This window comes from Phytopseudomonas argentinensis (assembly GCF_900113905.1).
Classification (GTDB): domain Bacteria; phylum Pseudomonadota; class Gammaproteobacteria; order Pseudomonadales; family Pseudomonadaceae; genus Aquipseudomonas; species Aquipseudomonas argentinensis.
On record NZ_FORC01000003.1, the window covers coordinates 93,719 to 119,637 of the forward strand.

Annotated in this window: 23 protein-coding genes and 1 riboswitch; of the genes, 10 read left to right on the forward strand and 13 right to left on the reverse strand. The window is 64.1% G+C overall.

Annotated features, from left to right (window positions below; translation table 11 throughout):
• Window positions 1-106 precede the first annotated feature (106 nt).
• Both yccS and BM154_RS14960 read left to right on the forward strand, forming a co-directional pair.
• On the forward strand, window positions 107-2,308 hold the full coding sequence (gene yccS, locus BM154_RS14955) for a YccS family putative transporter (RefSeq protein ID WP_074885624.1): 2,202 nt from the start codon (window positions 107-109) through the stop codon (window positions 2,306-2,308).
• On the forward strand, window positions 2,301-2,783 hold the full coding sequence (locus BM154_RS14960; RefSeq protein ID WP_074885627.1) for a GreA/GreB family elongation factor: 483 nt from the start codon (window positions 2,301-2,303) through the stop codon (window positions 2,781-2,783). The genes yccS and BM154_RS14960 overlap by 8 nt, the downstream gene beginning before the upstream one ends.
• A gap of 15 nt (window positions 2,784-2,798) precedes the next feature.
• Here BM154_RS14960 and BM154_RS14965 read toward each other — a convergent pair whose 3' ends face one another.
• The 9 genes from BM154_RS14965 to tkt all read right to left on the reverse strand — a co-directional run bounded on the left by BM154_RS14965 (window position 2,799) and on the right by tkt (window position 11,442).
• Entirely contained in the window at window positions 2,799-3,305 is a 507-nt protein-coding gene (locus BM154_RS14965; RefSeq protein ID WP_074885630.1) for a M48 metallopeptidase family protein, read from the reverse strand.
• A gap of 192 nt (window positions 3,306-3,497) precedes the next feature.
• Complete coding sequence (locus tag BM154_RS14970; RefSeq protein ID WP_074885634.1) at window positions 3,498-4,613, reverse strand: PQQ-dependent sugar dehydrogenase; 1,116 nt, start codon at window positions 4,611-4,613, stop codon at window positions 3,498-3,500.
• Complete coding sequence (locus BM154_RS14975) at window positions 4,610-5,056, reverse strand: hypothetical protein (RefSeq protein ID WP_074885637.1); 447 nt, start codon at window positions 5,054-5,056, stop codon at window positions 4,610-4,612. The genes BM154_RS14970 and BM154_RS14975 overlap by 4 nt, the downstream gene beginning before the upstream one ends.
• A 212-nt stretch (window positions 5,057-5,268) precedes the next feature.
• Entirely contained in the window at window positions 5,269-6,333 is a 1,065-nt protein-coding gene (fba, locus tag BM154_RS14980; protein WP_074885640.1) for a class II fructose-bisphosphate aldolase, read from the reverse strand.
• A 99-nt stretch (window positions 6,334-6,432) separates the two neighbouring features.
• Window positions 6,433-6,762, reverse strand: a complete 330-nt coding sequence (locus BM154_RS14985) for an MliC family protein (RefSeq protein ID WP_074885643.1) — start codon at window positions 6,760-6,762, stop codon at window positions 6,433-6,435.
• 12 nt (window positions 6,763-6,774) lie between these two features.
• Window positions 6,775-6,969 carry a hypothetical protein gene (locus tag BM154_RS14990; protein WP_074885645.1) on the reverse strand — a complete coding sequence of 65 codons (195 nt, stop codon included), beginning with the start codon at window positions 6,967-6,969 and terminating at the stop codon, window positions 6,775-6,777.
• Between the two features lie 118 nt (window positions 6,970-7,087).
• Window positions 7,088-8,257: a phosphoglycerate kinase gene (locus tag BM154_RS14995; RefSeq protein ID WP_425272837.1), complete on the reverse strand. Its 1,170-nt coding sequence runs from the start codon at window positions 8,255-8,257 to the stop codon at window positions 7,088-7,090.
• Between the two features lie 4 nt (window positions 8,258-8,261).
• Window positions 8,262-9,326 carry an erythrose-4-phosphate dehydrogenase gene (gene epd, locus BM154_RS15000; RefSeq protein ID WP_074885647.1) on the reverse strand — a complete coding sequence of 355 codons (1,065 nt, stop codon included), beginning with the start codon at window positions 9,324-9,326 and terminating at the stop codon, window positions 8,262-8,264.
• 115 nt (window positions 9,327-9,441) lie between these two features.
• Window positions 9,442-11,442 carry a transketolase gene (gene tkt / locus BM154_RS15005; protein ID WP_074885651.1) on the reverse strand — a complete coding sequence of 667 codons (2,001 nt, stop codon included), beginning with the start codon at window positions 11,440-11,442 and terminating at the stop codon, window positions 9,442-9,444.
• Between the two features lie 241 nt (window positions 11,443-11,683).
• Between tkt and BM154_RS15010 the strand changes: the two genes are divergently transcribed.
• Both BM154_RS15010 and metK read left to right on the forward strand, forming a co-directional pair.
• Window positions 11,684-12,712, forward strand: coding sequence for an ArsR/SmtB family transcription factor (locus BM154_RS15010; protein WP_074885654.1), 1,029 nt, complete (start codon window positions 11,684-11,686; stop codon window positions 12,710-12,712).
• Window positions 12,709-13,899, forward strand: a complete 1,191-nt coding sequence (gene metK, locus BM154_RS15015; RefSeq protein WP_074885657.1) for a methionine adenosyltransferase — start codon at window positions 12,709-12,711, stop codon at window positions 13,897-13,899. The genes BM154_RS15010 and metK overlap by 4 nt, the downstream gene beginning before the upstream one ends.
• Window positions 13,900-14,018: 119 nt before the next feature.
• On the opposite strand, the gene BM154_RS15020 is transcribed toward metK, so the two are convergent.
• A complete protein-coding gene (locus BM154_RS15020) occupies window positions 14,019-14,345 on the reverse strand; it encodes a hypothetical protein (protein WP_074885660.1) in 327 nt (108 codons plus the stop codon).
• A 198-nt stretch (window positions 14,346-14,543) separates the two neighbouring features.
• Here BM154_RS15020 and ligB point away from each other — a divergent pair, with 198 nt between their 5' ends.
• Window positions 14,544-16,220, forward strand: coding sequence for an NAD-dependent DNA ligase LigB (gene ligB, locus BM154_RS15025; protein WP_074885662.1), 1,677 nt, complete (start codon window positions 14,544-14,546; stop codon window positions 16,218-16,220).
• Between the two features lie 47 nt (window positions 16,221-16,267).
• On the opposite strand, the gene BM154_RS15030 is transcribed toward ligB, so the two are convergent.
• Window positions 16,268-16,657 carry an acyl-CoA thioesterase gene (locus BM154_RS15030; protein ID WP_074887098.1) on the reverse strand — a complete coding sequence of 130 codons (390 nt, stop codon included), beginning with the start codon at window positions 16,655-16,657 and terminating at the stop codon, window positions 16,268-16,270.
• Window positions 16,658-16,928: 271 nt separating this feature from the next.
• Window positions 16,929-17,080, forward strand: a riboswitch (S-adenosyl-L-homocysteine riboswitch).
• 88 nt (window positions 17,081-17,168) lie between these two features.
• Between BM154_RS15030 and ahcY the strand changes: the two genes are divergently transcribed.
• The 5 genes from ahcY to rhlE2 all read left to right on the forward strand — a co-directional run bounded on the left by ahcY (window position 17,169) and on the right by rhlE2 (window position 24,044).
• A complete protein-coding gene (ahcY, locus tag BM154_RS15035) occupies window positions 17,169-18,560 on the forward strand; it encodes an adenosylhomocysteinase (protein ID WP_074885665.1) in 1,392 nt (463 codons plus the stop codon).
• Between the two features lie 55 nt (window positions 18,561-18,615).
• The gene (metF, locus tag BM154_RS15040; protein ID WP_074885668.1) at window positions 18,616-19,458 is read left to right on the forward strand and encodes a methylenetetrahydrofolate reductase [NAD(P)H]; all 843 of its coding nucleotides are present in this window, start codon (window positions 18,616-18,618) and stop codon (window positions 19,456-19,458) included.
• Window positions 19,459-19,758: 300 nt separating this feature from the next.
• Entirely contained in the window at window positions 19,759-21,132 is a 1,374-nt protein-coding gene (gene ppnN / locus BM154_RS15045; protein WP_074885671.1) for a nucleotide 5'-monophosphate nucleosidase PpnN, read from the forward strand.
• A gap of 71 nt (window positions 21,133-21,203) precedes the next feature.
• A complete protein-coding gene (locus BM154_RS15050) occupies window positions 21,204-21,950 on the forward strand; it encodes a siderophore-interacting protein (RefSeq protein ID WP_074885674.1) in 747 nt (248 codons plus the stop codon).
• Between the two features lie 243 nt (window positions 21,951-22,193).
• Window positions 22,194-24,044, forward strand: a complete 1,851-nt coding sequence (gene rhlE2 / locus BM154_RS15055) for an RNA helicase RhlE2 (protein ID WP_074885677.1) — start codon at window positions 22,194-22,196, stop codon at window positions 24,042-24,044.
• A gap of 93 nt (window positions 24,045-24,137) precedes the next feature.
• On the opposite strand, the gene BM154_RS15060 is transcribed toward rhlE2, so the two are convergent.
• A complete protein-coding gene (locus tag BM154_RS15060) occupies window positions 24,138-24,716 on the reverse strand; it encodes a YceI family protein (RefSeq protein ID WP_074885679.1) in 579 nt (192 codons plus the stop codon).
• 61 nt (window positions 24,717-24,777) lie between these two features.
• On the reverse strand, window positions 24,778-25,323 hold the full coding sequence (locus BM154_RS15065; RefSeq protein WP_074885682.1) for a cytochrome b: 546 nt from the start codon (window positions 25,321-25,323) through the stop codon (window positions 24,778-24,780).
• Window positions 25,324-25,919: the final 596 nt, after the last annotated feature.

The window sequence follows — 25,919 nt, forward strand, 5'->3', positions numbered from 1 at the left end:
CAGCAACGAAAGCGCCTCTCGCACTGAACGATGCAGGCGAGGCACAATCGAAACGCCGCGCTGAACTGCGTGTCAGTCATTTTCCCCGCTAAAGGTCGCGACCCGGATGCTGTCCCCCTCCTTGCGCCACTCGCTGCGCCGCCTCTGGGCACTGGACAAGTTCAGCTACAGCCTGCGGGTGTTCATCGCCCTCAGTGGTGCCCTGGCGCTGTGCTGGCATCAGGGCTGGATGCACAGCCTGATTCCGCTGTTCCTCGGGGTGATTGCTAGTGCCCTGGCAGAAACCGACGACAGCTGGCAGGGCCGGCTCACCGCCCTGCTGGTGACCCTGGGCTGCTTCAGCGCCGCGGCCTATACGGTCGAATTCCTGTTTCCCTACCCCTGGCTGTTTGTCAGCGCCCTGGCGCTGTCAGCGTTTTTTCTGACCATGCTCGGCGCCCTCGGCGAGCGTTTCGCCACCCTCGGCTCGGCCACGCTGATTCTGGCGGTATACAGCATGATCGGCGTGGAGCAGCGCGGCGGCGTCGCCGGCCTGTGGCTGGAGCCCTTGCTGCTGGTCGCGGGGGCCGCCTGGTATGGGGTGCTGTCGGTGCTCTGGCATGCGCTGTTCGCCCACCAGCCGGTGCAACAGAGTCTGGCCCGGCTGTTCCGCGAACTGGGCCTGTACCTGAAGCTCAAGGCCGCGCTGTTCGAACCCCTGCGCCAGCTGGACGTGGAATCCCGGCGCCTGGCGCTGGCCAAGCAGAATGGCCGGGTGGTGGCAGCCCTCAACGCCACCAAGGAAATCATCCTGCACCGGGTCGGCAACGGCCGCCCCGGCCCCAAGGTCAGCCGCTACCTGAAGCTGTATTTTCTCGCCCAGGACATCCATGAGCGCGCCAGTTCCTCGCACTATCCCTACAACGCCCTGGCCGAAGCCTTCTTCCACAGCGACGTGATGTTTCGCTGCCAGCGCCTGCTGCGCCTGCACGGCAAGGCCTGCCATGCCCTGGCCCAGGCCATCGAGCTGCGCCAGCCATTCGAATATGGCGAGCACTACAGCCATGCCCAGGCCGACTTGCAGGCATCCTTGGAACATCTGCGCATCCAGAGCAACCCGGCCTGGAAACACCTGCTGCGCTCACTCGGTGCGCTAGCCGGCAACCTCGGCACCCTCGACCGCCTGCTGAGTAGCGCCAGCAACCCCGATGCCCTGGCCGAGGAGCAGGACAGCACCCTGCTCGACCGCGAACCGCAATCACTGCGTGACGTCTGGGAGCGCATCCGCCTGCAGCTCACGCCTACCTCACTGCTGTTCCGCCATGCCCTGCGCCTGTCCATCGCTCTGGCTGCCGGTTATGGCGTGCTGCACTGGATCCACCCGACCCAGGGCTACTGGATTCTGCTCACCACCCTGTTCGTCTGCCAACCCAACTACGGCGCCACCCGCCTGAAGCTGGTGCAGCGCATCATCGGCACCGTGCTGGGGCTGCTGCTGGGCTGGGCGCTGATCGATCTGTTCCCGGCCCAGTTGATCCAGGCGTTCTTCGCCGTCGCCGCCGGCGTGGTGTTCTTCGCCACCCGCTCGGGTCGCTACACCGTGGCCACGGCGGCGATCACCCTGCTGGTGCTGTTCTGCTTCAACCAAGTGGGTGACGGCTACGGGCTAATCCTGCCGCGCCTGTTCGATACCCTGCTTGGCAGCCTGATCGCTGGCCTGGCGGTGTTCCTAATTCTGCCGGACTGGCAGGGCCGCCGGCTCAATCGCGTGGTGGCCAATACCCTGAGCTGCAACAGCACCTACCTGCGGCAGATCATGCGCCAGTACGCCGAAGGCAAGCGCGACGACCTCGCCTATCGCTTGGCCCGGCGCAACGCCCACAACGCCGATGCGGCGCTGTCGACCACTCTGGGCAACATGCTGATGGAGCCCGGGCACTTTCGGAAGGAGGCGGATATCGGCTTCCGCTTTCTGGTGCTCTCGCACACCCTGCTCAGCTACCTGTCGGGCCTTGGCGCGCACCGTGGCGAGGCGCTGCTGGCCGATGAACAGAACGAGCTGCCAGCCAGCGCCCTGCGCCTGGCCGACAGCCTCGACGAAATCGCCCGCGGCTTGAACGAGCAGACGCCGGTGGCCATCCAGAGCGATCACGAGGAGCACCTCGCCAGTTGCCTGGAGCAGATGCCGGATGATCTGGATGATACCCAGCGACTGGTGCAGACCCAGCTCTCGCTCATCGCCCGGCAGCTGGGCCCACTGCGCACGCTGGCGGCACACCTGCTCAAGAACCGCGAGAAATCACGCACGGAGCCTGAGTCCCATGGATAAGCAACCTATCGTGCAGCAGGTCGTCGAGCGGCTTGGCGTCGAGCTGCAGGCGGCTGAACAGGCCGCGCGGGTCGCCCATGAGACGGCCACCCACGAAGAGAATATCGCCGAGAACAAGTACGACACGCTCGGGCTTGAGGCGGCCTATCTGGCTGCCGGGCAAGCGCGCCGCGTGGAAGAGATAGGCCAGCGGCTGCGCGTCTGGCGTCAGCTGCAGGTGCGCGCCTACGACGACGCCCAAGGCATTCGACTGACCAGCCTGGTGTTACTGGCAGACGACAGCGATCAGCAGCAATGGCTGTTTCTCGGCCCGGAGGGGGCGGCGATCAAGGTGCAGGTCGAGCAGCGCACGATTCTGGTGCTCAGCCCCGATGCGCCGCTAGGCCAGCGCCTGCTCGGGCGGCGCGTCGGTGACGAGATCGAGCTGAACGTTGCCGGCCGCTCACAGCATCACGAGATCATTGAGGCGTACTGAACCGCACCTGCGGCATCACGTCGGCGTATTCGACTGCAGGTCGCGCCAGGTCAGGTACAGGCGCAGGTCGAACTCCAGTTGCTGATAGTCCGGCAGCATGTATTCGCAGAGTTTGTAGAACGCCTTGTTGTGATCGCTTTCCTTCAGGTGCGCCAGCTCGTGCACCACGATCATCTGCAGGAACTGCGGCGCCGCCTCGCGAAACAGCGAGGCGACACGAATCTCCTTCTTGGCCTTGAGTTTGCCACCCTGCACCCGCGAAACCGTGGTGTGCAGGCCGAGGGCGCGGTGCGTCAGGTCGAGGCGATTGTCGAACAGCACCTTGTCGATGGCCGGCGCATTCTTCAGATGCGCCTGCTTGAGCGCCATCACGTAGGCATACAGCGCCTTGTCACTCTGCACCCCATGGCGGCCCCCATAGCGCTGCGCCAGGTAATCGCCCAGGCGCTCGCCGGCGATCAGCTGACGCACCTGCTCCTGGAGCGAGGCGGGGTAACCCTGAAGGTATTTGAGCGGCGTCATGCGGGTTCACGCTGGAAGAGCTGGCGGCAGATTATGCCTCAACGTAGGGTCTGTTACCGTTTCAACGCGAGCCGCGTTGCCGCGATGCGGCGTTTCTCGCCGGCTCATTTAGCCCACTAAACTTCGCGGCTCGTGCCTTGCCTCGCGGTAAAAGAGAATCCGGCGCGGACGTGCGTGAAACAGAAACAGACCCTAGAGCGGCACGACCCGCAGCAGCTTGCCGTCTTCGCTGTCGGTCAACAGATACAGCGCACCATCCGGGCCGTCGTACACGCCACGTATGCGTTCTTCGAGTTCCTGGAAGAGAATGTCCTCGCCCGCCAGCCGCCCGTTGTCGAGTCGCACCCGACGCACGCTCTTTTCCGCCAGGGTGGAGACGAACAGGTCACCCTTCCAGTGCGGGAAACGTTCACCGGTATAGAGCGCCAAGCCGGACGGCGCCACCGAAGGCGTCCAGTGCAGCTCCGGCGCAAGGTAGCCGGGCAGTTCGGTAAAGGGCGTGACCATCGCGCCGGTGTAATCGACGCCAAAGGAGGTAAGGGGCCAGCCGTAGTTGCCGCCGGGCTGCAGCAGATTCAGCTCGTCGCCGCCCTTGGGCCCATGCTCGTGGCTGTACAGGCGCTTGCGTCGGCTGTCGTAGACGATGCCCTGCACGTTGCGGTGCCCCAGGCTGTAGATCTCCTCGGCGGCCCCCGGCTGGCCCCGCAGCGGGTTGTCCGGCGGGATGCTGCCATCGCGATTCAGGCGCACCGTCTTGCCCAGGTGATTGGCTGGATTCTGCGCCTGCTCGCGCCAATCGAAACCGTCCCCCAGAGTCAGCACCAGGGTGTCGTCGGGCAAAAAGGCGATTCGTCCGCCGTAGTGGGAAGCACCCGCCTTGGCGGGCTGGGCGGTGAACAGCACCTGGAAATCGCGAAGCTCGCCATCGACCAGGCGGGCGCGGGCCAGCCGGGTGTTGTTGGCGTCGAGCTGGCCATGGGCATAACTCAGGTAGATCCACGGATCGCTGGCGAAATGCGGGTCCAGCGCCACCTCCATGAGGCCCGCCTGTGTGGCCACGAAGGGCGTTGGCAAGCCGCCGATCGGCTTGGCCTGCAACCTGCCCTGGGCATCGATCAGGCGCAGCTGCCCGGTGCGCTCGGTGACCAGCATGCGGCCGTCGGGCAAGAACGCCATGGCCCAGGGATGCTCCAGGCCCTCGGTGACGGTTTCGATACGGTAATCGGCGTGGGCCAGCGCACCGGCGCTCAACCCCAGTGCCAGCAATACAGCTTTCAACGACACTCCTTTGATTGCAGAGAGGATCATCGGCGCGCAGCGCCGCTGAAACGTGCGAATACCAGCCCACCCAGGCTGCCACAGAGCATCAGCGCCAGGGTGCCGGACAGCGAGCGATTGGCGCCGATCAGCGTCGGCATGGGCGCCACGGCATTGGCTGCGAGCAACGCCAGCCATACCGCCAAGGCTCCAGCAAGTATGAATGCCAGCCAACGCAGCACGCCCCCGGCAGGCGCCGCCCAGGCAGTCAGTGGCAAGGCAACGATGAATGCGGCGATCACCAGCGCGGCAAGGGTAGGGCTGAAACCGAGCAGATCGTGCGCCGTGGTCTGCAGGCGTACCGCCGGGGAGATACTGGCACCGAGCTGTTGCAGCGCGGCAAGGTTGAATTGGGTCTGGACGATGCTGCCGAACAGGGTGGCGACGAACACGGCCAAACCGAATGGCAGCCAGAGGCGAGTGTTTGGGGGCATGGGGGCCGACATCCTGAAACGCGTGGCGGCAGTATGGCGCAGCGCCCATGGGATGGCGGGAGAGGAAGTTTTACATGGTTTTTCCTAGATATGAAAAGCCATGCGTCCCCTGGCCGCGCGCACGCGACAGGGAGAGCTGCAGGCGGCGGAGACGAAAAAGCCGCTTGCCCATGACAGGCAAGCGGCTTTCAGGCGGTGCTTGAACGCGGTTATCAGTTGACCTTCGCGGTCAGCTCACCCTTGGCGTAACGCTGGAACATGCCTTCCAGGGAGATCGGCTTGATCTTGGAAGCGTTGCCGGCGGTGCCGAAGGCTTCGTAGCGGGCGATGCAGACGTCACGCATGGCTTCCACGGTCTTGGCGAAGTATTTGCGTGGGTCGAACTCGGCCGGGTTCTGCGCCATGAAACGACGGATCGCACCGGTGGAGGCCAGACGCAGATCGGTGTCGATGTTGACCTTGCGCACGCCGTGCTTGATGCCTTCAACGATCTCTTCGACCGGCACGCCGTAGGTTTCCTTGATGTCGCCACCGTACTCGTTGATGATCGCCAGCCAATCCTGCGGCACCGAGCTGGAGCCGTGCATCACCAGGTGGGTGTTGGGGATGCGCTTGTGGATCGCCTTGATGCGCTCGATCGACAGCACGTCGCCGGTCGGTGGCTTGGTGAACTTGTAGGCGCCGTGGCTGGTGCCGATGGCGATGGCCAGGGCGTCGACCTGGGTCTTCTTGACGAAGTCAGCGGCTTCTTCCGGGTCGGTCAGCAGTTGGCTGTGATCGAGCACGCCTTCGGCGCCAACGCCGTCTTCTTCACCGGCCATGCCGGTTTCCAGGCTACCCAGGCAGCCCAGCTCACCCTCGACCGAAACGCCGCAGGCGTGGGCGAAGGCCACGGTCTGCTGGGTAACACGCACGTTGTACTCGTAGTCGGCCGGGGTCTTGCCGTCTTCCTTCAGCGAGCCGTCCATCATCACCGAGCTGAAACCCAGCTGGATGGAGCGCTGGCAGACATCCGGGCTGGTGCCGTGGTCCTGGTGCATGCACACCGGGATATGCGGGAATTCTTCGATCGCAGCGAGGATCAAGTGGCGCAGGAACGGCGCACCGGCGTATTTGCGGGCACCGGCGGAGGCCTGGACGATGACCGGCGAATCGGTCTTGTCGGCGGCTTCCATGATGGCGCGCATCTGCTCGAGGTTGTTGACGTTGAAGGCCGGCACGCCGTAGCCGAATTCGGCGGCGTGGTCGAGCATCTGGCGCATGCTGATAAGTGCCATGTTTTGCTATCTCCCGATAGGGCTCGTTAATCGTGCAAGCCTGCCGCAGTGGCAGGCGCTATTCAAGTCTGCGAGCGGGCGTGCCTGCTCGCCAGTCATTCAGGGCGCCTTGCAACCGCGCCCGAGCAAATCGTCATTGGCAGTGCGGTAGACCAGGCCTTCCTCACCCTTGGCGTGGAAAGACAGCGTACCGTCGCTGTACAGCTCGCCGGAGCCTGAGGGCTCCAGGCTCAGGCGATGGACAACATCGCTGCCGCCCATGCGCACATCGACCTGTTCGTGCCCCGGGTCGGCGTAGCGCCAGAACACTTCGGCCTGGCTGTCACAGACCCAGCGATTCCACTGCTGGCTATCGGCGTAGTCCTTGCCGGCACAGCCGGCAAGCATGGCCAGGCCGAGCAACACGGCTGCGCATTTATAACGGTTCATCGCACTCTCCTTCTAGCAGTTCTGCTCGCCCACGGGCGGCGTCGAGTCACCGGTACTATGCCCCTCGATGCGCTGATCCTCACGGGTGGTCGGCAGGTCGATTTCCGCCGGGCTCAACACGTTGCAGGCTTCATCGCGCGGCGATCCACCCCAGGCACAACCGCCCAGGACGACACACAGGCTCAATACCATGGTCAGGTTACGCATCGGTCACTCCTTGCTGGCTGATTTCCATACAAGGTAAAGACCACCGCCGCCTGCCAAGGTTTAGGGTCTGTACGCAACTGCCGCTTTGGCGCCGCGTACCGACCCAAGCGTCCCTCGTTTACTCGGCTGCGCGCTTCTGGAGGATTTCTACCGCCGGCAGCACCTTGCCTTCGACGAACTCGAGGAAGGCACCGCCACCGGTGGAGATGTAGGAGATGCGCGCGGCGACATCGTACTTGTCGATGGCCGCCAGGGTGTCGCCACCACCGGCAATGGAGAACGCCGGGCTTTCAGCGATCGCCAGGGCCAGGGCCTTGGTACCTTCGCCGAACTGATCGAATTCGAACACCCCGACCGGACCGTTCCACAGGATGGTCTTCGACGCTTTCAACAGTTCGGCGAACTGCTTGGCGGTCTGCGGGCCGATGTCGAGAATCATGTCGTCGTCGGCTACATCGGCGACCGCCTTGACGGTCGCGGCAGCGGACTCGGAAAACTCCTTGGCGACCACCACATCGACCGGCAGCGGCACGCTGACTTTGGCGGCGATGGCCTTGGCGGTGTCGACCAGATCAGCCTCGTACAGCGACTTGCCGACCGGGTAACCGGCAGCGGCCAGGAAGGTGTTGGCGATACCGCCGCCAACGATCAGCTGATCGCAGATGCTGCTCAGGCTGTTGAGCACGTCCAGCTTGGTCGACACCTTGGAGCCGGCGACGATCGCCGCCATCGGCTTGGCCGGAGCGCCCAGGGCCTTGCCCAGGGCGTCCAGTTCGGCAGCCAGCAGCGGGCCGGCCGCGGCAACCTTGGCGAACTTGGCCACACCGTGGGTCGAGCCCTCGGCGCGGTGGGCGGTGCCAAAGGCGTCCATCACGAACACGTCGCACAGGGCGGCGTATTGCTGGGCCAGCTCGTCGGCGTTCTTCTTCTCACCCTTGTTGAAGCGTACGTTCTCGAACAGCACCAGTTCGCCAGCGCTCAGCTCGACACCGCCCAGGTAGTCCTTGACCAGCGGCACGTCACGGCCCAGGGCTTTGCTCAGGTAGGCCGCCACCGGTGCCAGGCTGTTCTCTTCACTGAATTCGCCTTCGGTCGGGCGACCGAGGTGCGAACAGACCATCACCGCCGCGCCTTTTTCCAGGGCCAGCTTGATGGTCGGCAGCGCGGCGAGAATGCGCGCATCACTCTTCACAACGCCGTCCTTGACCGGCACGTTGAGGTCTTCACGGATCAGCACGCGCTTACCTTGCAGATCAAGGTCGGCCATTTTCGCGATGTTCAGGGTCATTGAATCAGTCCTTAACAGGGGCTGGTGATAAGTGAGCGGCGGCATCGAGATAATGCACGGCCATGTCGAGCATACGATTGGCGAAACCCCATTCGTTGTCGAACCAGGCCAGCAGGTTGACCAGGCGAGGCCCGGAAACCCGCGTCTGACTGCCGTCGACGATGGCCGAATGGGGATCATGGTTGAAGTCGCAGCTGGCGTGGGGCAACTCGGTGTACGCCAGCAGGCCCTGCAGCGGCCCCAGTTCGGCAGCCTTGCGCAGGATCCGGTTGATCTCTTCGGCACTGGTGTCGCGGGCGGTCTGCAAGGTGATATCCAGGCAGGACACGTTGACCGTCGGCACCCGAATGGCTTTGGCCTGAATTCGCCCGGCAAGTTCCGGCAGCAACCGCTCGATGCCCCGGGCCAGGCCGGTGGAAACCGGGATCACCGACTGGAAGGCCGAGCGGGTACGACGCAGATCCTCGTCGTGATAGGCATCGATCACCGGCTGGTCGTTCATCGCCGAGTGGATGGTGGTGATGGAAATGTATTCCAGCCCCACCGCCTCGTTGAGCAGCTTGAGCAGCGGCACGCCGCAATTGGTGGTGCACGAGGCGTTGGAAACCAAGCGCTCGCTGCCGGTCAGGCATTGCTGATTGACGCCGTACACCACCGTGGCGTCGACATCGCCATCGCTGGCCATTGGCTGCGACAACAATACCCGCGGTGCACCCGCCTGCAGGAACCGCTCGGCCTGCTCACGCGTGGTGTATTGCCCGGAACATTCGAGCAGCAGGTCGATACCCAGCGCACGCCAGTCGATACCCTCGGGCTCGCGCTGGCGCAGCACCTTGAGCGGCTTGCCATTGATATGCAGATGATCACCCGCGACCTTCACCTCGCCGGGGAAACGCCCATGGGTGGAGTCGAAACGGGTCAGGTATTCGATGCTGGCCTGGTCGGCCAGGTCATTGAGTGCGACGATTTCCAGCCGTGCCGCGCCTGCCCGCTCGTGCAGCGCGCGCAGCACGCAGCGGCCGATGCGGCCATAGCCGTTCAGGGCAACGCGGTAAGGGCGATGGGACATCGGCTATCTCGGATGAACCGTAAGGTGGAACGCGGGAGCGAGCCACCGGTTGGCCTAGCGAGGCACTGGGCGCGTTGGCTACGCGCCCAGTGCCATCCTACGGCGTCGTTGCCGCTCAGGCGTCGAGCAGCTCTTCGGCAGTACCGACGATGTTCTCGACGGTAAAGCCGAAGTGCTCGAACAGCTGGCCGGCAGGCGCCGATTCACCGTAGGTTTCCATGCCGATCACCCGGCCTTCGAGGCCAACGTACTTGTACCAGAAGTCCGCGTGGGCAGCTTCGATGGCGATCCGCGCGGTGACCTGCAGCGGCAGTACGGACTGTTTGTAGCCAGCATCCTGCTGGTCGAACACGTTGGTGGACGGCATCGACACCACGCGAACCTTGCGGCCCTGCTCGCTCAGCTTGTCGGCCGCCTGGATGGCCAGGCCGACCTCCGAGCCGGTGGCGATGAGGATCAGTTCCGGCTCGCCGGCGCAGTCTTTCAGCACGTAGCCGCCACGGCTGATGGCCGCTTCGGTTTCGTGGTCGCGCAGGTTATGCGGCAGGTTCTGGCGCGAGAAGATCAGTGCGCTCGGGCCGTCCTTGCGCTCGACCGAGTGCTTCCAGGCCACCGCGGCTTCGACGGTATCCGCCGGGCGCCAGGTGTCCAGGTTCGGCGTGGTGCGCAGGCTGGTCAGTTGCTCGACCGGCTGGTGGGTCGGGCCGTCTTCACCAAGACCGATGGAGTCGTGGGTGAACACGTAGAGCACGCGCAGCTTCATCAGCGCCGACATGCGCACCGCGTTGCGGGCGTACTCCATGAACATCAGGAAGGTCGCGCCGTAGGGAATCAGGCCGCCGTGCAGGGCGACGCCGTTCATGATCGCGCTCATGCCGAACTCGCGCACGCCGTAGTACATGTAGTTGCCCGAGGCATCCTCGGCGACCACCGGCTTGCAGCCCTTCCACAGGGTCAGGTTGGAACCGGCCAGGTCAGCCGAGCCGCCGAGCAGTTCCGGCAACAGCGGGCCGAAGGCATTCAGGCAGTTCTGGCTGGCCTTGCGGCTGGCGATGGTTTCACCCTTCTCGGCGACGGCGCGGATGAACTCGCTGGCCTTGGCGGAAAAGTCGGCAGGCAACTCGCCGGCCATGCGGCGGATGAATTCGTTGGCCAGCTCCGGGTAGGCGGCGGAATAGGCGGCAAAGCGTTGATCCCATTCGGCTTCGGCAGCCAGGCCGGCTTCCTTGGCATCCCATTCGGCATAGATGTCGGCCGGGACTTCGAATGGTGCGTGGTTCCAATTGAGCGCGGCGCGGGTTAGGGCGATTTCGTCATGGCCCAGGGCCGCGCCGTGGGACTCTTCCTTGCCCTGCTTGTTCGGCGAACCGAAACCGATGATGGTCTTGCAGCAGATCAGCGTCGGACGGTCGCTGGACTTGCGCGCGGTGTCGATGGCCATCTTGATTTCTTCGGCATCGTGGCCGTCGACATTGCGGATCACCTGCCAGCCGTAGGCTTCGAAGCGCGCCGGGGTGTCGTCGGTGAACCAGCCGTGCACTTCACCGTCGATGGAAATACCGTTGTCATCGTAGAAGGCGATCAGCTTGCCCAGGCCCAGGGTGCCGGCCAGGGAGCAGACTTCATGGCTGATGCCTTCCATCATGCAACCGTCGCCCAGGAAGGCGTAGGTGTAGTGATCGACGATGTCGTGGCCGTCGCGGTTGAACTGCGCCGCCATGATTTTTTCGGCGAGGGCGAAGCCCACGGCGTTGGCGATGCCCTGGCCGAGCGGGCCGGTAGTGGTCTCGACGCCAGGCGCATAGCCATACTCCGGGTGGCCCGGGGTCTTGCTGTGCAGCTGACGGAAGTTCTTCAGGTCGTCGATGGACAGGTCGTAGCCGGTCAGGTGCAGCAGCGAATAGATCAGCATCGAGCCATGGCCGTTGGACAGTACGAAGCGGTCACGGTCGGCGAATTTCGGGTTGGCCGGGTTGTGCTTGAGGTAGTCACGCCACAGCACTTCGGCGATATCCGCCATCCCCATGGGGGCACCGGGGTGGCCGCTGTTGGCTTTTTGCACGGCATCCATGCTCAGGGCACGAATGGCATTGGCACGCTCACGACGGCTGGGCATCGCTAATCTCCTGCGGGTGGCTGCCTTGGAGGCAGCAGGGGTCGAAAAAGGCGGCCATTTTCGCCCAGCGAGCGCCGCCGGGGCAATGACAGATGGTCTGTCCGCGACAATATTGCAGCGCTTTTTATCCATAGCGGCGCCTGCGCCAAGCAAAAAGCCGCCGCGAACACAGCAACCGCAATATCAAAACTTTTTGATATTGCGGTTGCTGGCTGAAAAATGACCGACTAGACTGCGGCCCATGACCCAGCGCGCGCCTTCGCTCGACTTCGAGCCCACCGATCTGCTGTCCGCCCTGTGCAAGGCCGCGGGCGATGGGCTGCGCCTGAACGTTCTGCGCGCCCTGAGCAACGACTCGTTCGGCGTGCTGGAACTGGCGCAGATCTTCGCCATCGGCCAGTCGGGCATGAGCCATCACCTCAAGGTACTGGCCCAGGCCGGCCTGGTGGCGACACGCCGGGAAGGCAACGCGATCTTCTATCGCCGCGCCCTGGCCCAGGCCGAAAGCGTGGGCGGCACCCTGCATGCCGCGCTGCTGCAGGAAGTCGACAGCCTGCTGCTGCCTGCCGAGGTGCGCCAGCGTATCGCCCAGGTACACCAGCAGCGCGCCGCTGCCAGCCGCGACTTCTTCGCCCGTAGCGCCGAACGCTTTCAGGCCCAGCAGGACCTGATCGCCGGCCTTCCGCAGTACCGCGACAGCGTGCTCGCCCTGCTCGACTCGCTGGATTTGCCAGCACAGACCAGCGCACTGGAGATCGGCCCTGGTGACGGCGGCTTCCTGCCGGAACTGGCGCGTCGCTTCGCCCAGGTCATGGCCCTCGACAACAGTGAGGCGATGCTCGAGCTGGCACGCCTGCGCTGCCAGCAGGAAGGCCTTGGCAACGTCCAGCTGCAGCTGGCCGACGCGCTGCTCGACAGCTATCCCAGCGCCGACTGCGTGGTGCTGAACATGGTGCTGCATCACTTCGCCGCGCCAGCCCAGGCCCTGCGCAAGCTGGCCGATCAGGTGAACCCGGGCGGCAGCCTGCTGATCACTGAACTGTGCAGCCATGACCAGAGTTGGGCTCGCGACACCTGCGGCGATCTCTGGCTAGGCTTCGAACAGGACGATCTCGCCCATTGGGCAATTGCCGCCGGCCTGACCCCGGGTGAAAGCCTGTATGTCGGCCTGCGCAATGGTTTTCAAATTCAGGTGCGGCATTTCCAGCGCACCCTTCCACTCACGCACGCGGCCGAGAGGCCCCCACTCGCCAGGACAATCGATAGATGAGCGAATACTCCCTGTTTACCTCCGAGTCCGTGTCCGAAGGGCACCCGGACAAGATCGCCGACCAGATTTCCGATGCCGTGCTCGACGCCATCATCACCCAGGACAAGCATGCCCGGGTGGCAGTGGAAACCCTGGTCAAGACCGGCGTGGCGATCATCGCCGGTGAAGTGACCACCAGCGCCTGGGTCGACCTTGAGCAGATCGTCCGCGACGTGATCTGCAACATCGGCTACACCAGCTCCGACGTCGGCTTCGACGGTGCCACCTGCGGCGTGATGAACATCATTGGCAAGCAGTCCCCGGACATCAACCAGGGTGTCGACCGTGCCAAGCCGGAAGACCAGGGCGCTGGCGACCAGGGCCTGATGTTCGGCTACGCCAGCAACGAGACCGACGTGCTGATGCCGGCGCCGATCCGTTTCTCCCACGCCCTGGTCGAGCGCCAGGCCGAGGCCCGCAAGTCCGGCCTGCTGCCGTGGCTGCGCCCGGATGCAAAATCCCAGGTCACCTGCCGCTACGAAGACGGCAAGGTGGTCGGTATCGACGCCGTGGTGCTGTCCACCCAGCACAACCCGGATGTGTCCCTGAACGACCTGCGCGAAGCGGTGATGGAGCTGGTGATCAAGCACAGCCTGCCGGCCGAATTGCTGCACAAGGACACCCAGTTCCACATCAACCCGACCGGCAACTTCGTGATCGGCGGCCCGGTGGGCGACTGCGGCCTGACCGGCCGCAAGATCATCGTCGACAGCTACGGCGGCATGGCCCGCCACGGCGGCGGCGCCTTCTCCGGCAAGGACCCGTCCAAGGTTGACCGCTCGGCCGCCTACGCCGGCCGCTACGTGGCCAAGAACATCGTCGCCGCCGGCCTGGCCGAGCGCTGCGAGATCCAGGTGTCCTACGCCATCGGCGTGGCCCAGCCGACCTCCATCTCGATCAACACCTTCGGCACCAACAAGGTGGCCGAAGAGACCATCATCAAGCTGGTGCGCGAGGTGTTCGACCTGCGCCCGTACGCCATCACCAAGATGCTTGACCTGCTGCACCCGATGTACCAGCCGACCGCCGCCTATGGCCATTTCGGCCGCGAGCCACAGCAGTTGACCGTTGGCGACGACAGCTTCACCAGCTTCACCTGGGAAAAGACCGACAAGGTCGCCGACCTGCGCGCCGCTGCCGGCCTGTAAGCCAGGACAAGTCATCACGGGGTAGCTCTTCAGGGCTGCCTTGGTGACAGATGCAAAAAAGCCTCCGTGGGCGTCGAGCTCACGGAGGCTTTTTCATACCCGCAAAGCGGGCCGCACAATTACTTGCCGAACAGCGAACCCAGACCTTTCAGGGTCTCGGCTGCAGCGGCAATGTTCTCGGCTTTGCTATCGCCCTGAGTTTGCGCAACGGTCTCGCTGGAAGAGGCAGCGTTGGCGCCGAGTTGATCACAGCCGCCCTCGACCTGCGCAATGGCATCCTCGGCCTGTTTGTTGCCGAGCAGGCCGGCCAGCTGTTTGACCTGGGCAATTTTCTCGGCGTTGGCCGACATCTTTTGCTGACACTTGAGCTGATTGTCTCCAGCCGCATGGGCGAAAGAACTGGCGGCAACCAGGGCAGCGGAGCACAACAGGATAGAAATACGCATGAGACTCTAGACCTCCAGAGATGAGGCCCGGCTGTAGATCCCGCCGCCGGGCAAGTCCATTTGGTGTACGGGGCGCGGACTGTAGCACCAGACATCTATGGTAACAAACCGCCACCATCTGAAAATGTCGGCCAGCCCCCACTTTTGCCAACACCAGCTAGCCTGGAAACTCGATACCCGAGCATGGATGCTCCGCCCATGAAAGCCTGGATCGCCGCCTGCGTTTTCTTGTTACTGCCTGCCCTAGCCCTCGCCGATGACTGCCCTGCGCAGACGCCAGCCGGTAGCCGTCAACTCACGGAGCTGGCCGAACAGGTCGCGCGCTGGGATGACGCCTATCATCGCCAGGGCCGCTCACTGGTCAGCGACGAACTCTACGATCAGGCCCGTGCCCGCCTGGAGCGCTGGCAGCGTTGCCACGCCCGGCCGTCCGAAGCCAACCCCTTGCGCGGGGCACAAGGCCCCGTCCAGCATCCCGTGGCCCAGACCGGGCTAGGCAAATTGGCCGACGAGCGCGCTGTCACTCAGTGGATGGCCAACCGTGACGACCTGTGGATTCAGCCGAAGGTGGACGGTGTAGCGGTCAGCCTACTCTACGTGAGCGGCCATCTTCGGCGGGTGGTCAGCCGTGGCGACGGCACGAGCGGCCAGGACTGGATGCCTCAGGCCGCGCAGATCAGTGCCATTCCCAAGCAACTGCACGAGCGTGGCACAGTCATCCTGCAAGGCGAGCTCTACCTGCGCCGCCCCGGCCACGTGCAGGCAACCCAAGGCAGCGCCGCGGCGCGCAGCACGGTGGCAGGACTGATGGCCCGCCAGGCGCTGCAACAGGATCAGGCCGCCAGCATCGGCCTGTTCGTCTGGGACTGGCCCAACGGCCCTGGCGCCATGCATGAGCGACTGGAACGCCTGGCCGCACTGGGCTTCGAAGACAGCCGCACCTACAGCCGGCAGGTCGACAGCCCGGCAGATGCCGCGCGCTGGCGCGAGCACTGGCTGCGCAGCCCGATACCCTTCGCCACCGATGGCGTGGTGCTGCGCCAGGGTCAGCGGCCGAGCGGTGACCGCTGGCGTGCCGAGCCGCCGCATTGGGCAATAGCCTGGAAGTATCCGGCCAGTGAAGCGCTCGCGCTGGTCGAGGCGGTCGAATTCAGCATTGGTCGTACCGGGCGCATCACCCCGTTGCTGCGCCTGCAGCCGGTAAAGCTCGATGACCGCACCATCCGGGTGGTCAGCGCGGGCTTACTGCAACGCTGGCGGCAACTGGACATTCGCCCCGGCGACCAGATCGCCATCCGCCTGGCCGGGCAGACCATTCCCAAGCTGGAAAGCGTGGTACTGCGAAGCGCCGTGCGCGCTGCGCTGGAGATTCCCGGTGAGGATGACTACCACGCCCTGAGCTGCCTACGCGTCTCGCCTGCGTGCGCCAGCCAGTTCCACGCCCGCCTCACCTGGCTCAGCGGCAAGCAGGCACTGAATCTGTCGGGAATCGGCGCTGGCACCTGGCAGAAACTGCTCGCGGCGCAGCATATCGATGGTCTGCTCGACTGGCTGGATCTTGATGAAGCGCAACTGTTGGCGGTACCGGGCATTGGCCCGCAAGGCGCCACGGCGATCAGCGAGCGCTTCGCCGAAGCCCGGCAGCGACCGTTTCACGATTGGCTGCGGGCATTGGGCGTGCCCATGAACCCGGACAGCCTGGCGGCACAGAGCTGGATGCAGTTGCACCAGCGTAGCCGCAGAGACTGGCAGGCAATACCCGGTATCGGCCCGACCCGCGCGGCGCAGCTGCAGGCATTTTTCCAGCACGAGGAGATGGTGGCGCTCGCCGAGCGGCTGGGTGAAGCAGGCGTCGCCGGCTTCCAGGCAAGATAGACAGCCTGGCGCGCCTTGCGAGACCACGACCACTACAGCAGCGGGCCTCAGTCCTTGAACTGGTCCTTGATGTAGGTGATCTCGGTCTTGCCGTGGGGCGCCGGCTGGCCATCCTCGCCGAGGTTGACGAAAACCATCCTGTCGATGGTCAGGATGCTCTTGCGGGTGATCTTGTTGCGCACTTCACAGCGCAAGGTGATCGAGGTGCGGCCGAAGTCGGTAGCGGTGATACCGAGCTCGATGATGTCGCTCTGCCGCGCCGAGGCGACGAAGTTGATCTCGGAAATCAGCTTGGTCACCACGCGCTGGCTACCCAGCTGGATGATCGCGTAGATCGCTGCCTCCTCGTCGATCCACTTCAGCAGGCTGCCGCCGAACAGGGTGCCATTGGGGTTGAGGTCTTCGGGCTTCACCCATTTGCGTGTGTGGAAGTTCATGCGCACTCCTTTGTCGTTCAGGTCGGCGGCCATGATGGCAAACATCGGCGAGCGGATCATGGCCGCGTTATCGATAATGGTTATCGACACTGCCTATGGGATGGGGGTTCAGCTTTGCCGTGCAGGCGGCCCGGCCATTGTTCTCCCGCGCCTGTCGGCAACCCCCGCTGACCGCACGCCGAGGCGATGGAAAGCCTTGGGCTCGCGCTTCGGCGCGGCTATAATCGCCGGGCTATAAAACGCTTCGGTGGCATCCGGGCGTTCCCGCCACCTGTCCGAGGGGCGCTGCAGCAACCTGAAAGATCTGTTTCGAATCCCAAGCCCCGCATCCAGCAATGCTTCGCGGCAGATTCGAATCAGACTTCCAGGCTGTCAGGCTCGGATGGGGCGTTACCCAAAACGCATCAACGGCGCCCAATCGGACTGCGTGAAAACGTGACAGCCACGGCCTGCAGGCCTGCGCAGCGGTTTTCACCATCTGATCACAGATCAACGATTGGAGAGCTTTTGCATGAGCGCTTTTAACGACTACAAGGTCGCTGACATTTCCCTGGCCGACTGGGGCCGCCGCGAGCTGATCATCGCCGAATCCGAGATGCCGGCACTGATGGGCCTGCGCCGCAAGTACGCCGCCAGCCAGCCGCTGAAAGGCGCCAGGATCCTCGGCTGCATCCACATGACCATCCAGACCGGCGTGCTGATCGAGACGCTGACCGCCCTGGGCGCCGAAGTGCGCTGGTCGTCTTGCAACATCTTCTCCACCCAGGATCAGGCCGCTGCCGCCATCGCCGCTGCCGGCATCCCGGTATTCGCCTGGAAGGGCGAGACCGAGCAGGAGTACGAGTGGTGCATCGAGCAGACCATCCTCAAGGACGGCCAGCCATGGGACGCCAACATGGTGCTCGACGACGGCGGTGACCTGACCGAGATCCTGCACAAGAAATACCCGCAGATGCTCGAGCGCATCCACGGCGTCACCGAAGAAACCACCACCGGCGTGCACCGCCTGCTCGACATGCTCAAGGCCGGCACCCTGAAGGTCCCGGCGATCAACGTCAACGACGCGGTCACCAAGAGCAAGAACGACAACAAGTATGGCTGCCGTCACAGCCTCAACGACGCTATCAAGCGCGGCACCGACCACCTGCTGTCGGGCAAGCAGGCGCTGGTCATCGGCTACGGCGACGTGGGCAAGGGCTCGGCCGCTTCGCTGCGTCAGGAAGGCATGATCGTCAAGGTTTCCGAGATCGACCCGATCTGCGCCATGCAGGCCTGCATGGATGGCTACGAGCTGGTATCGCCGTACATCGACGGCCGCAATGATGGCACCGACGCCTGCATCGACAAGGCGCTGCTGGCCAAGATCGACCTGATCGTCACCACCACCGGCAACGCCAACGTGTGTGACGCCGGCATGCTCAAGGCCCTGAAGAAGCGCGCCGTGGTCTGCAACATCGGTCACTTCGACAACGAAATCGACACCGCCTTCATGCGCAAGAACTGGGCATGGGAAGAGGTCAAGCCGCAGGTGCACAAGATCCACCGCACCGGCGCCGGCAGTTTCGACGCCGCCAACGACGACTACCTGATCCTGCTGGCCGAAGGCCGCCTGGTGAACCTGGGCAATGCCACCGGCCACCCGAGCCGCATCATGGACGGCTCGTTCGCCAACCAGGTGCTGGCGCAGATCTTCCTGTTTGAACAGAAGTTCGCTGACCTCTCCGCCGAGAAGAAAGCCGAGCGCCTGACCGTCGAAGTGCTGCCCAAAAAGCTGGACGAAGAAGTCGCCCTGGAAATGGTCAAGGGCTTCGGTGGCGTCGTCACCCAGCTGACCAAGCAGCAGGCCGACTACATCGGCGTGACCGTCGAAGGTCCGTTCAAGCCGGACAGCTACCGCTACTGATAGGCGGTACGCGGCGCAGGCAGAGGTCTGCGCCGCGTAGCCCGAAGGAATCTCCATGTCCCAGAAACACCCCAATGTCAGCTTCGAGTTCTTCCCGACGAAGACCGATGCCGGACACGAGAAACTGCTCAATACCGCGCGAGAGCTGGCCGCCTACAACCCGGACTTCTTCTCCTGCACCTACGGCGCTGGTGGTTCTACCCGCGACCGGACCCTCAATACCGTGCTGCAGCTCGATGGCGAAGTGAAGGTGCCGACCGCACCGCACCTGTCGTGCGTGGGCGACAGCAAGGCCGAGTTGATCGAACTGCTCAACCTGTACAAGAGCAAGGGCATCAACCGTATCGTCGCCCTGCGCGGCGACCTGCCGTCAGGCATGGGCATGTCCAGCGGTGAGCTGCGTCACGCCAATGATCTGGTCGAGCTGATTCGCGCCGAAACCGGTGATCACTTCCATATCGAAGTGGCGGCCTACCCGGAGATGCATCCGCAGGCCCGCAACTTCGAGGACGATATCGCCAACTTCGTGCGCAAGGCCAAGGCCGGCGCCAACAGTGCGATCACCCAGTACTTCTTCAACGCCGACTGTTACTTCTATTTCGTCGAGCGCGTGCGCAAGCTGGGCGTCGACATCCCGGTGATCCCGGGCATCATGCCGATCACCAACTACAGCAAGCTGGCACGCTTCTCCGATGCCTGTGGTGCCGAGTTGCCGCGCTGGGTGCGCAAGCAGTTGGAAGCCTATGGCGACGACACCCAGAGCATCCAGCGTTTCGGCGAAGAGATGATCACCGGCCTGTGCGAACAGCTGATCGCTGGCGGCGCACCGGGCCTGCATTTCTATACCCTCAACCAGGCCGCCCCCAGCCTGGCGGTGTGGAAGAACCTGCAGGGCTGATTGGCAGCGCCCAGCCGGCCGTGCACTGGATGGCTGCACGCCCCACGGCTGGCCAGGCTGCAGGGCCGCGAAAGGCAGAACTTTCGCGGCCCTTTCCCCTCCTAACAGGCGACGAAAATCCGCTGCGCCAACCAGCCGGAACAACCTGTTATCGGTGTACCCGTTGACCCGAGCCACCGTGCTGGTCGACAGTACAGCCCCCCGGATGCTCCATCAGGGCGCATGACCGCCGGGACGAATTCATCAATGCGCGATCAGCCAGGATCGGCTCGAGTTGTCGCGTTACCACGGGATGCCTGCATGCTCACTCGCCAGAAAATCAACGCCTCGGTGTCGCCGAAAGGCAGCCTGGAAACCCTCTCCCAGCGTGAAGTCCAGCAACTGCGCGAGACCGGCTCGGGCAGCGTCTATGCGCTGTTTCGCCAGTGCGCCCTGGCGATTCTCAACACCGGCTCGCACAGCGACAACGCCAAGACCATCCTCGAGGCCTACCCGGACTTCGAAGTGAAGATTCACCAGCAGGATCGCGGCATCCGCCTGGAGCTGATCAACGCCCCGGCCGACGCCTTCGTTGATGGCGAGATGATCGCCAGCACCCGCGAGATGCTGTTCAGCGCCCTGCGCGACATCGTCTACACCCAGAGCGAGCTGGAGAACAAGCGGGTCGACGTGGAGAGCTCCAGCGGCCTCACCGACTATGTCTTCCACCTGCTGCGCAACGCCCGCACCCTGCGCGCCGGCGCCGAGCCGAAGATGGTGGTGTGCTGGGGTGGCCACTCGATCAGCACCGAAGAATACAAGTACACCAAGAAAGTCGGCCATGAACTGGGCCTGCGTGCCCTGGACGTGTGCACCGGCTGCGGCCCGGGGGTGATGAAGGGGCCGATGAAGGGTGCCACCATCTCCCACGCCAAGCAGCGCATCCTCGGTGCCCGCTACCTGGGGTTGACCGAACCGGGGATCATCGCCGCCGAGGCGCCGAACCCGATCGTCAACGAGCTGGTGATCCTGCCGGACATCGAGAAGCGCCTGGAAGCCTTCGTGCGCGTCGGCCACGGCATCATCATCTTTCCGGGCGGCGCCGGTACGGCGGAGGAATTCCTCTACCTGCTCGGCATCCTCATGCACCCGGACAACGCCGAGCTGCCCTTCCCACTGGTACTCACCGGGCCGAAGAGCGCCGAGCCGTACCTGCGCCAGCTGCATGACTTCATCGGTGCAACCCTGGGCCGTGAAGCGCAGAACCGCTACGTGCTGATCCCCAATGACCCGGCCGAAGTGGCGCGCCATATGGCAGCCGGCATCAAGGCCGTGAAGCAGTTCCGCCGCGAACGCCATGACGCCTTCCACTTCAACTGGCTGCTGAAGATCGACGAAAGCTTCCAGCACCCGTTCGAGCCGACCCATGAAGCCATGGCGAGCCTCAACCTGACCCGCGAACAACCAGTTCACGAGCTGGCTGCCAACCTGCGCCGCGCCTTCTCCGGGATCGTCGCCGGTAACGTCAAGGCCCATGGCATCCAGTTGATCGAGGAGCACGGCCCCTACGAGCTGCGCGGCGACAAGACCATCATGCAGCCGCTCGATCGCCTGCTGCAGGCCTTCGTCGAACAGCACCGCATGAAACTGCCGGGCGGCACGGCCTACGTACCGTGCTACCGGGTGGTCAGCTAAGCCGCTGGGCAGCGGGGAACCTGCGTTCCCTGCCGCCCATGGCGATCTCAATCGTCGCCCAGGAGTCCACGATGGCACGTCCCGCTCCCCGTACCCTGCAGGTCATCGCCTCGACCTTCATCACCCCGCACATGCTGCGCGTCACCTTCGGCGGTGCGCAGATCGACAGTTTTCCCGACGACCAGGAAAGCGCCTACATCAAGCTGATGTTCCCCGCGCCAGACGGCGACAGGGATCTGGTGCGCACCTACACCGTGCGCCGGCAGCGCGCCGACCAGTTCGACGTCGACTTCGTGCTGCACGACGATGCCGGTCCCGCCTCCCAGTGGGCCAAGGCCGCCAGGCCCGGCGACAGCATCCTGGTCGGTGGGCCGGGGCCGAAGAAGCTGGTCGACAACAGCGCCGACTGGTTTCTGGTGATCGGCGACATGACCGCCCTGCCGGCGATCAGCGTGAACCTCGAACAGCTGCCGGCCGATGCCCGTGGCCACGCCGTCATCGAGGTGATCGACGCCGAGGATATCCAGGCGCTGAGCCATCCTGCCGGCATCGAACTGCACTGGCTGGTCAACCCGCATCCCGGCGAGGAAAGCCAACTGCTGGTCGATCATGTACGCCAGCTCCAGTGGCTGCCAGGTCGCCCGAGCGTCTGGGCCGCCTGCGAGTTCAGCGGCATGCGCGCGCTACGTCAGCACCTCAAGCAGGATCGCCAGGTCGAGCGCCAGGATCTGTACATCTCCAGCTACTGGAAACTGGGCAGCAGCGAGGATCAGCACAAGGCCGCCAAACGCGAGGACGCCGAAGCTCAGGGCGATTGACCGCCTGCGTCAACCGCTGCGAGCGGCTTGAGCTGGCGGGCGTCGGCCGCCAGCCGGGTGCCGATCAGCGGCAAGTTGTGCCCATCGCCGCCAATCCTGTTACACTCGGGCCTTCCCGCCAGGCTTGCGCCCGGATGCTAACCCCCAGTGGTCAGCAGTACCGGTCGGGATTGCGCGCCCCACGCGTGATTCAAGCCAGGCACGACACCTATAGGGCCACGCCCTCACTAGACAGGATTTCACATGTCCTTTGCCTCCCTCGGTCTCTCCGAGGCTTTAGTCCGCGCGGTCGAAGCTGCCGGCTACACGCAACCCACTCCGGTGCAACAGCGGGCCATCCCCGCCGCGTTGCAAGGTCGCGACCTGATGGTGGCGGCCCAGACGGGTACAGGTAAGACGGGCGGCTTTGCCCTGCCGATTCTCGAGCGACTGTTCCCCAACGGTCACCCGGATCGCGAACAACGCCACGGTCCCAAGCAGCCTCGCGTGCTGGTGCTCACTCCCACCCGCGAACTGGCTGCCCAGGTGCATGACAGCTTCAAGCTGTATGCCCGCGATCTGAAATTCGTCAGCGCCTGCATCTTTGGCGGCGTTGGCATGAACCCGCAGGTGCAGGCCCTGGCCAAGGGCGTCGACGTACTGGTGGCCTGCCCGGGCCGCCTGCTCGACCTGGCCGGCCAAGGCAGCGTCGACCTGTCCCACGTGGAAATCCTCGTGCTGGACGAAGCCGACCGCATGCTTGACATGGGCTTCATCCATGACGTGAAGAAAGTCCTCGCCCGCCTGCCGTCCAAGCGCCAGAACCTACTGTTCTCGGCGACATTTTCCAAGGACATCACCGACCTGGCCGGCAAGCTGCTGCATGACCCCGAGCGCATCGAAGTCACGCCGCCCAATACCACGGTCGAGCGCATCGAGCAGCGCGTATTCCGCCTGCAGGCCAGCCACAAACGTGCCCTGCTCGCTCACCTGGTCACCGCTGGCGCCTGGGAACAGGTGCTGGTGTTCACCCGGACCAAGCATGGCGCCAACCGCCTGGCCGAGTACCTGGACAAGCATGGCCTGACCGCCGTGGCGATCCATGGCAACAAGAGCCAGAACGCGCGCACCAAGGCACTGGCCGACTTCAAGGCCAACAAGGTACGCATCCTGGTCGCCACCGATATTGCCGCCCGTGGCCTGGACATCGACCAGCTGCCGCACGTGGTCAACTTCGAGCTGCCCAATGTCGAGGAAGACTACGTGCACCGCATTGGCCGTACCGGTCGTGCCGGGCGTAGCGGCGAAGCGATCTCCCTGGTCGCACCGGACGAGGAGAAGCTGCTCAAGAGCATCGAGCGGATGACCAAGCAGAAGATCCCGGACGGTGATCTGCTGGGCTTCGATGCAAGCAAGGTCGAAGCCGAGCGCCCGGAAGTGCGCGAGCCGCAGAAGCCGCGCCAACCGCGTGGTGCCAAGCCTGACGGCGAACGCCAGAATGGTGGCCGCCGTGACAAAGGCAAGGATGGCGGCAAGGGGAAAACCCAGCCCCAGGCCAAAGCCAAGCCAGCGCGCGGCCAGCAGCCACGCAGCCAGGCGCGCCCAGCACCTGCTGCTGGCGCTCCCGCCCTGCCGCCGGATCGTGCGCCGGACGAATTCCGCGATGACGATATCGACAACTTCGGCAACCGGGTCGACTACGTCCCGCCGCAGAACAAGCCGCAAGGCCGTGGTCGTCGCCAGGGCAGCGGGCAGAGTGCTGGCGGTGGCGCCGGTCAGGCTCCCCGTGGCCAGGGCAAAGGCCCGCGTACCGGCGGCGGTGGCGCGGCTGCCAATGGCGGCAGCAAGCGTCAGGGTCAAGGTGGCGGTCGCAACCGCGGCGGCGACAACCGTGGCCGTGGCGCACGTGACAACGTCACCACCTCGCTGAATCGCGATGAATTGCCACGTCGTGAAGGCCCGCGCCGGGACGCACCCGAGAAGCAGCCGATCATCATGCACAAGGCGTCGCGCAGTGATCGCCTGCCGACCGCCGAACAGCTCGACCAGCTGCCAAGCAGCCGCCCACGCGGCGAAAAGCCGGCACTGCTGACCCGCAACCGCGACAGCGAGTGATGGCTGATTGAACACCCAGGCCTGCGGCCTGGGTGTTCAACCGCTCAAAAAAACGCCGGCTCAAAGCCGGCGTTTTTGTTTCTGGGGCAAGGCTTACTTGCGCACGCCTTCCACGGAGATGATCAGTTCGACTTCCTGCGAAGCCGGGCCCAGGTCCTTCTCGATATTGAAGTCTTTCAGCTTCAGCTTGGTGCTGCCCTCGAAGCCGGCACGGTAGCCGCCCCATGGGTCATCGCCCTGGCCGATGAACTTGGCGGCGATCACCACCGGCTTGGTTACCCCGTTGAGGGTCAGGTCACCGGTGATGTCAGCCGTGTCCTTGCCGGTCGACTTGACCGAAGTGGACTTGAAGGTAGCCGTCGGATTCTTGCTGACGTTGAGGAAGTCGGCACTGCGGATGTGCTTGTCACGCTCGGCGTGGTTGGTGTCGACGCTCTCGGTCTTCAGGGTCACGTTGACCTTGCTGGCTTCCGGGTTCTTCTCGTCAAAGGTGAAGGAGCCGTCGAAGTCCTTGAAGGTACCGTACAGCCAGCTGTAGCCGAGGTGGCTGATCTTGAAATTGACGAAGGCATGCTGGCCTTCTTTGTCGATGGCGTAGTCGGCAGCCATTGCCTGGCCTGCGCTCAGCAGGGCAGTACCCAGCGCCAGTGCAGCGAAAGTCTTCTTCAACATAAGTACTCCTTGTGAGATGAAATGAACGGCATTGCAGGGCGATGCCGAAACAGCTGAAAAATCAGCGGCCGAAAATGCGCAGCAAGGTGCGATCACGATCGATGAAGTGGTGCTTCAACGCAGCCAGACCATGCAGAACCGCAAAGATCACGATAGCCCAGGCCAGGTATTCATGGACCAGACCGGCAACATCGCCCTGGTTGGGAAGGCTGGTCACGCTTGCCGGCACCTCGAACCAGCCGAACACGCTGATACCGCGGCCATCGGCGGTGGAGATCAGGTAGCCGGAGGTCATCAGCACGAACAGCCCCAGGTACAGGAAGCCGTGTCCGAGCTTGCTGGCCACGCGCGTCAGCCGACCGTGCTCGGCCAGTGCCGGCGGTGGCGGGCTGGCCAGGCGCCACAGCAGACGCGCCAGCATGACCATGAACAGCAGGATGCCGATGCTCTTGTGGATGTTCGGCGCCGTCTGATACCAGCTGCTGTAGTAGCTCAGCCCCACCATCCAGAAGCCGAGGGCGAACAACCCGAATACCGCAATGGCCACCAGCCAGTGCAGGGAAACGCTGATGAGACCGTAACGAAAGGTAGAATTACGCCACTGCATGGCAAGCTTCCTAATCAGGATTCAACAGAGATTAACGGCAAACAGATCGATTGAAAGCGGAAAGTTTCGCTATCACCCATCGAGAGAAGCGATATTCGACCTGGCGCGAGTTGGATGATAGTGCCGCTTACGCATTCCCGGCAGCAGCGCGGCAGAGATTGCGCGACAGCGGCAAGAGTCGATCATTTGCCGCTCAAACCACGCGACCACTTCACCCCACCTATCCGCTGATAACGGCCGTCTCTCCTTGTCGACATCAGTTGGTCTCTCCTTCGAACCGCCGCCTGGATTGCCAGGGGAGCTCATACCTGATTTGCGAACGGGACGAATGTCTTCATTGGCCCAGGCAGGGCCATGCCTACCCGTAGGCTGGAAGATCGTTGAGCCACGGCGCCTCCCAGTAGCACCGGCTTCGAAACCGCATCGCCTGGGTTGCCTATCAGCGGCGCAGTGGGCCGGGCAGAACGCCAAGACGCCAATGACGGTTGCAATGACCGCCCCGCGCCCGCCTCGGGCGACTGATACGCCGGGCGCCATCCAATGGCCTGGCCCATCCTCACCCGCGCAGCATCCCGCTGATTCCAATGGCTTTTTCT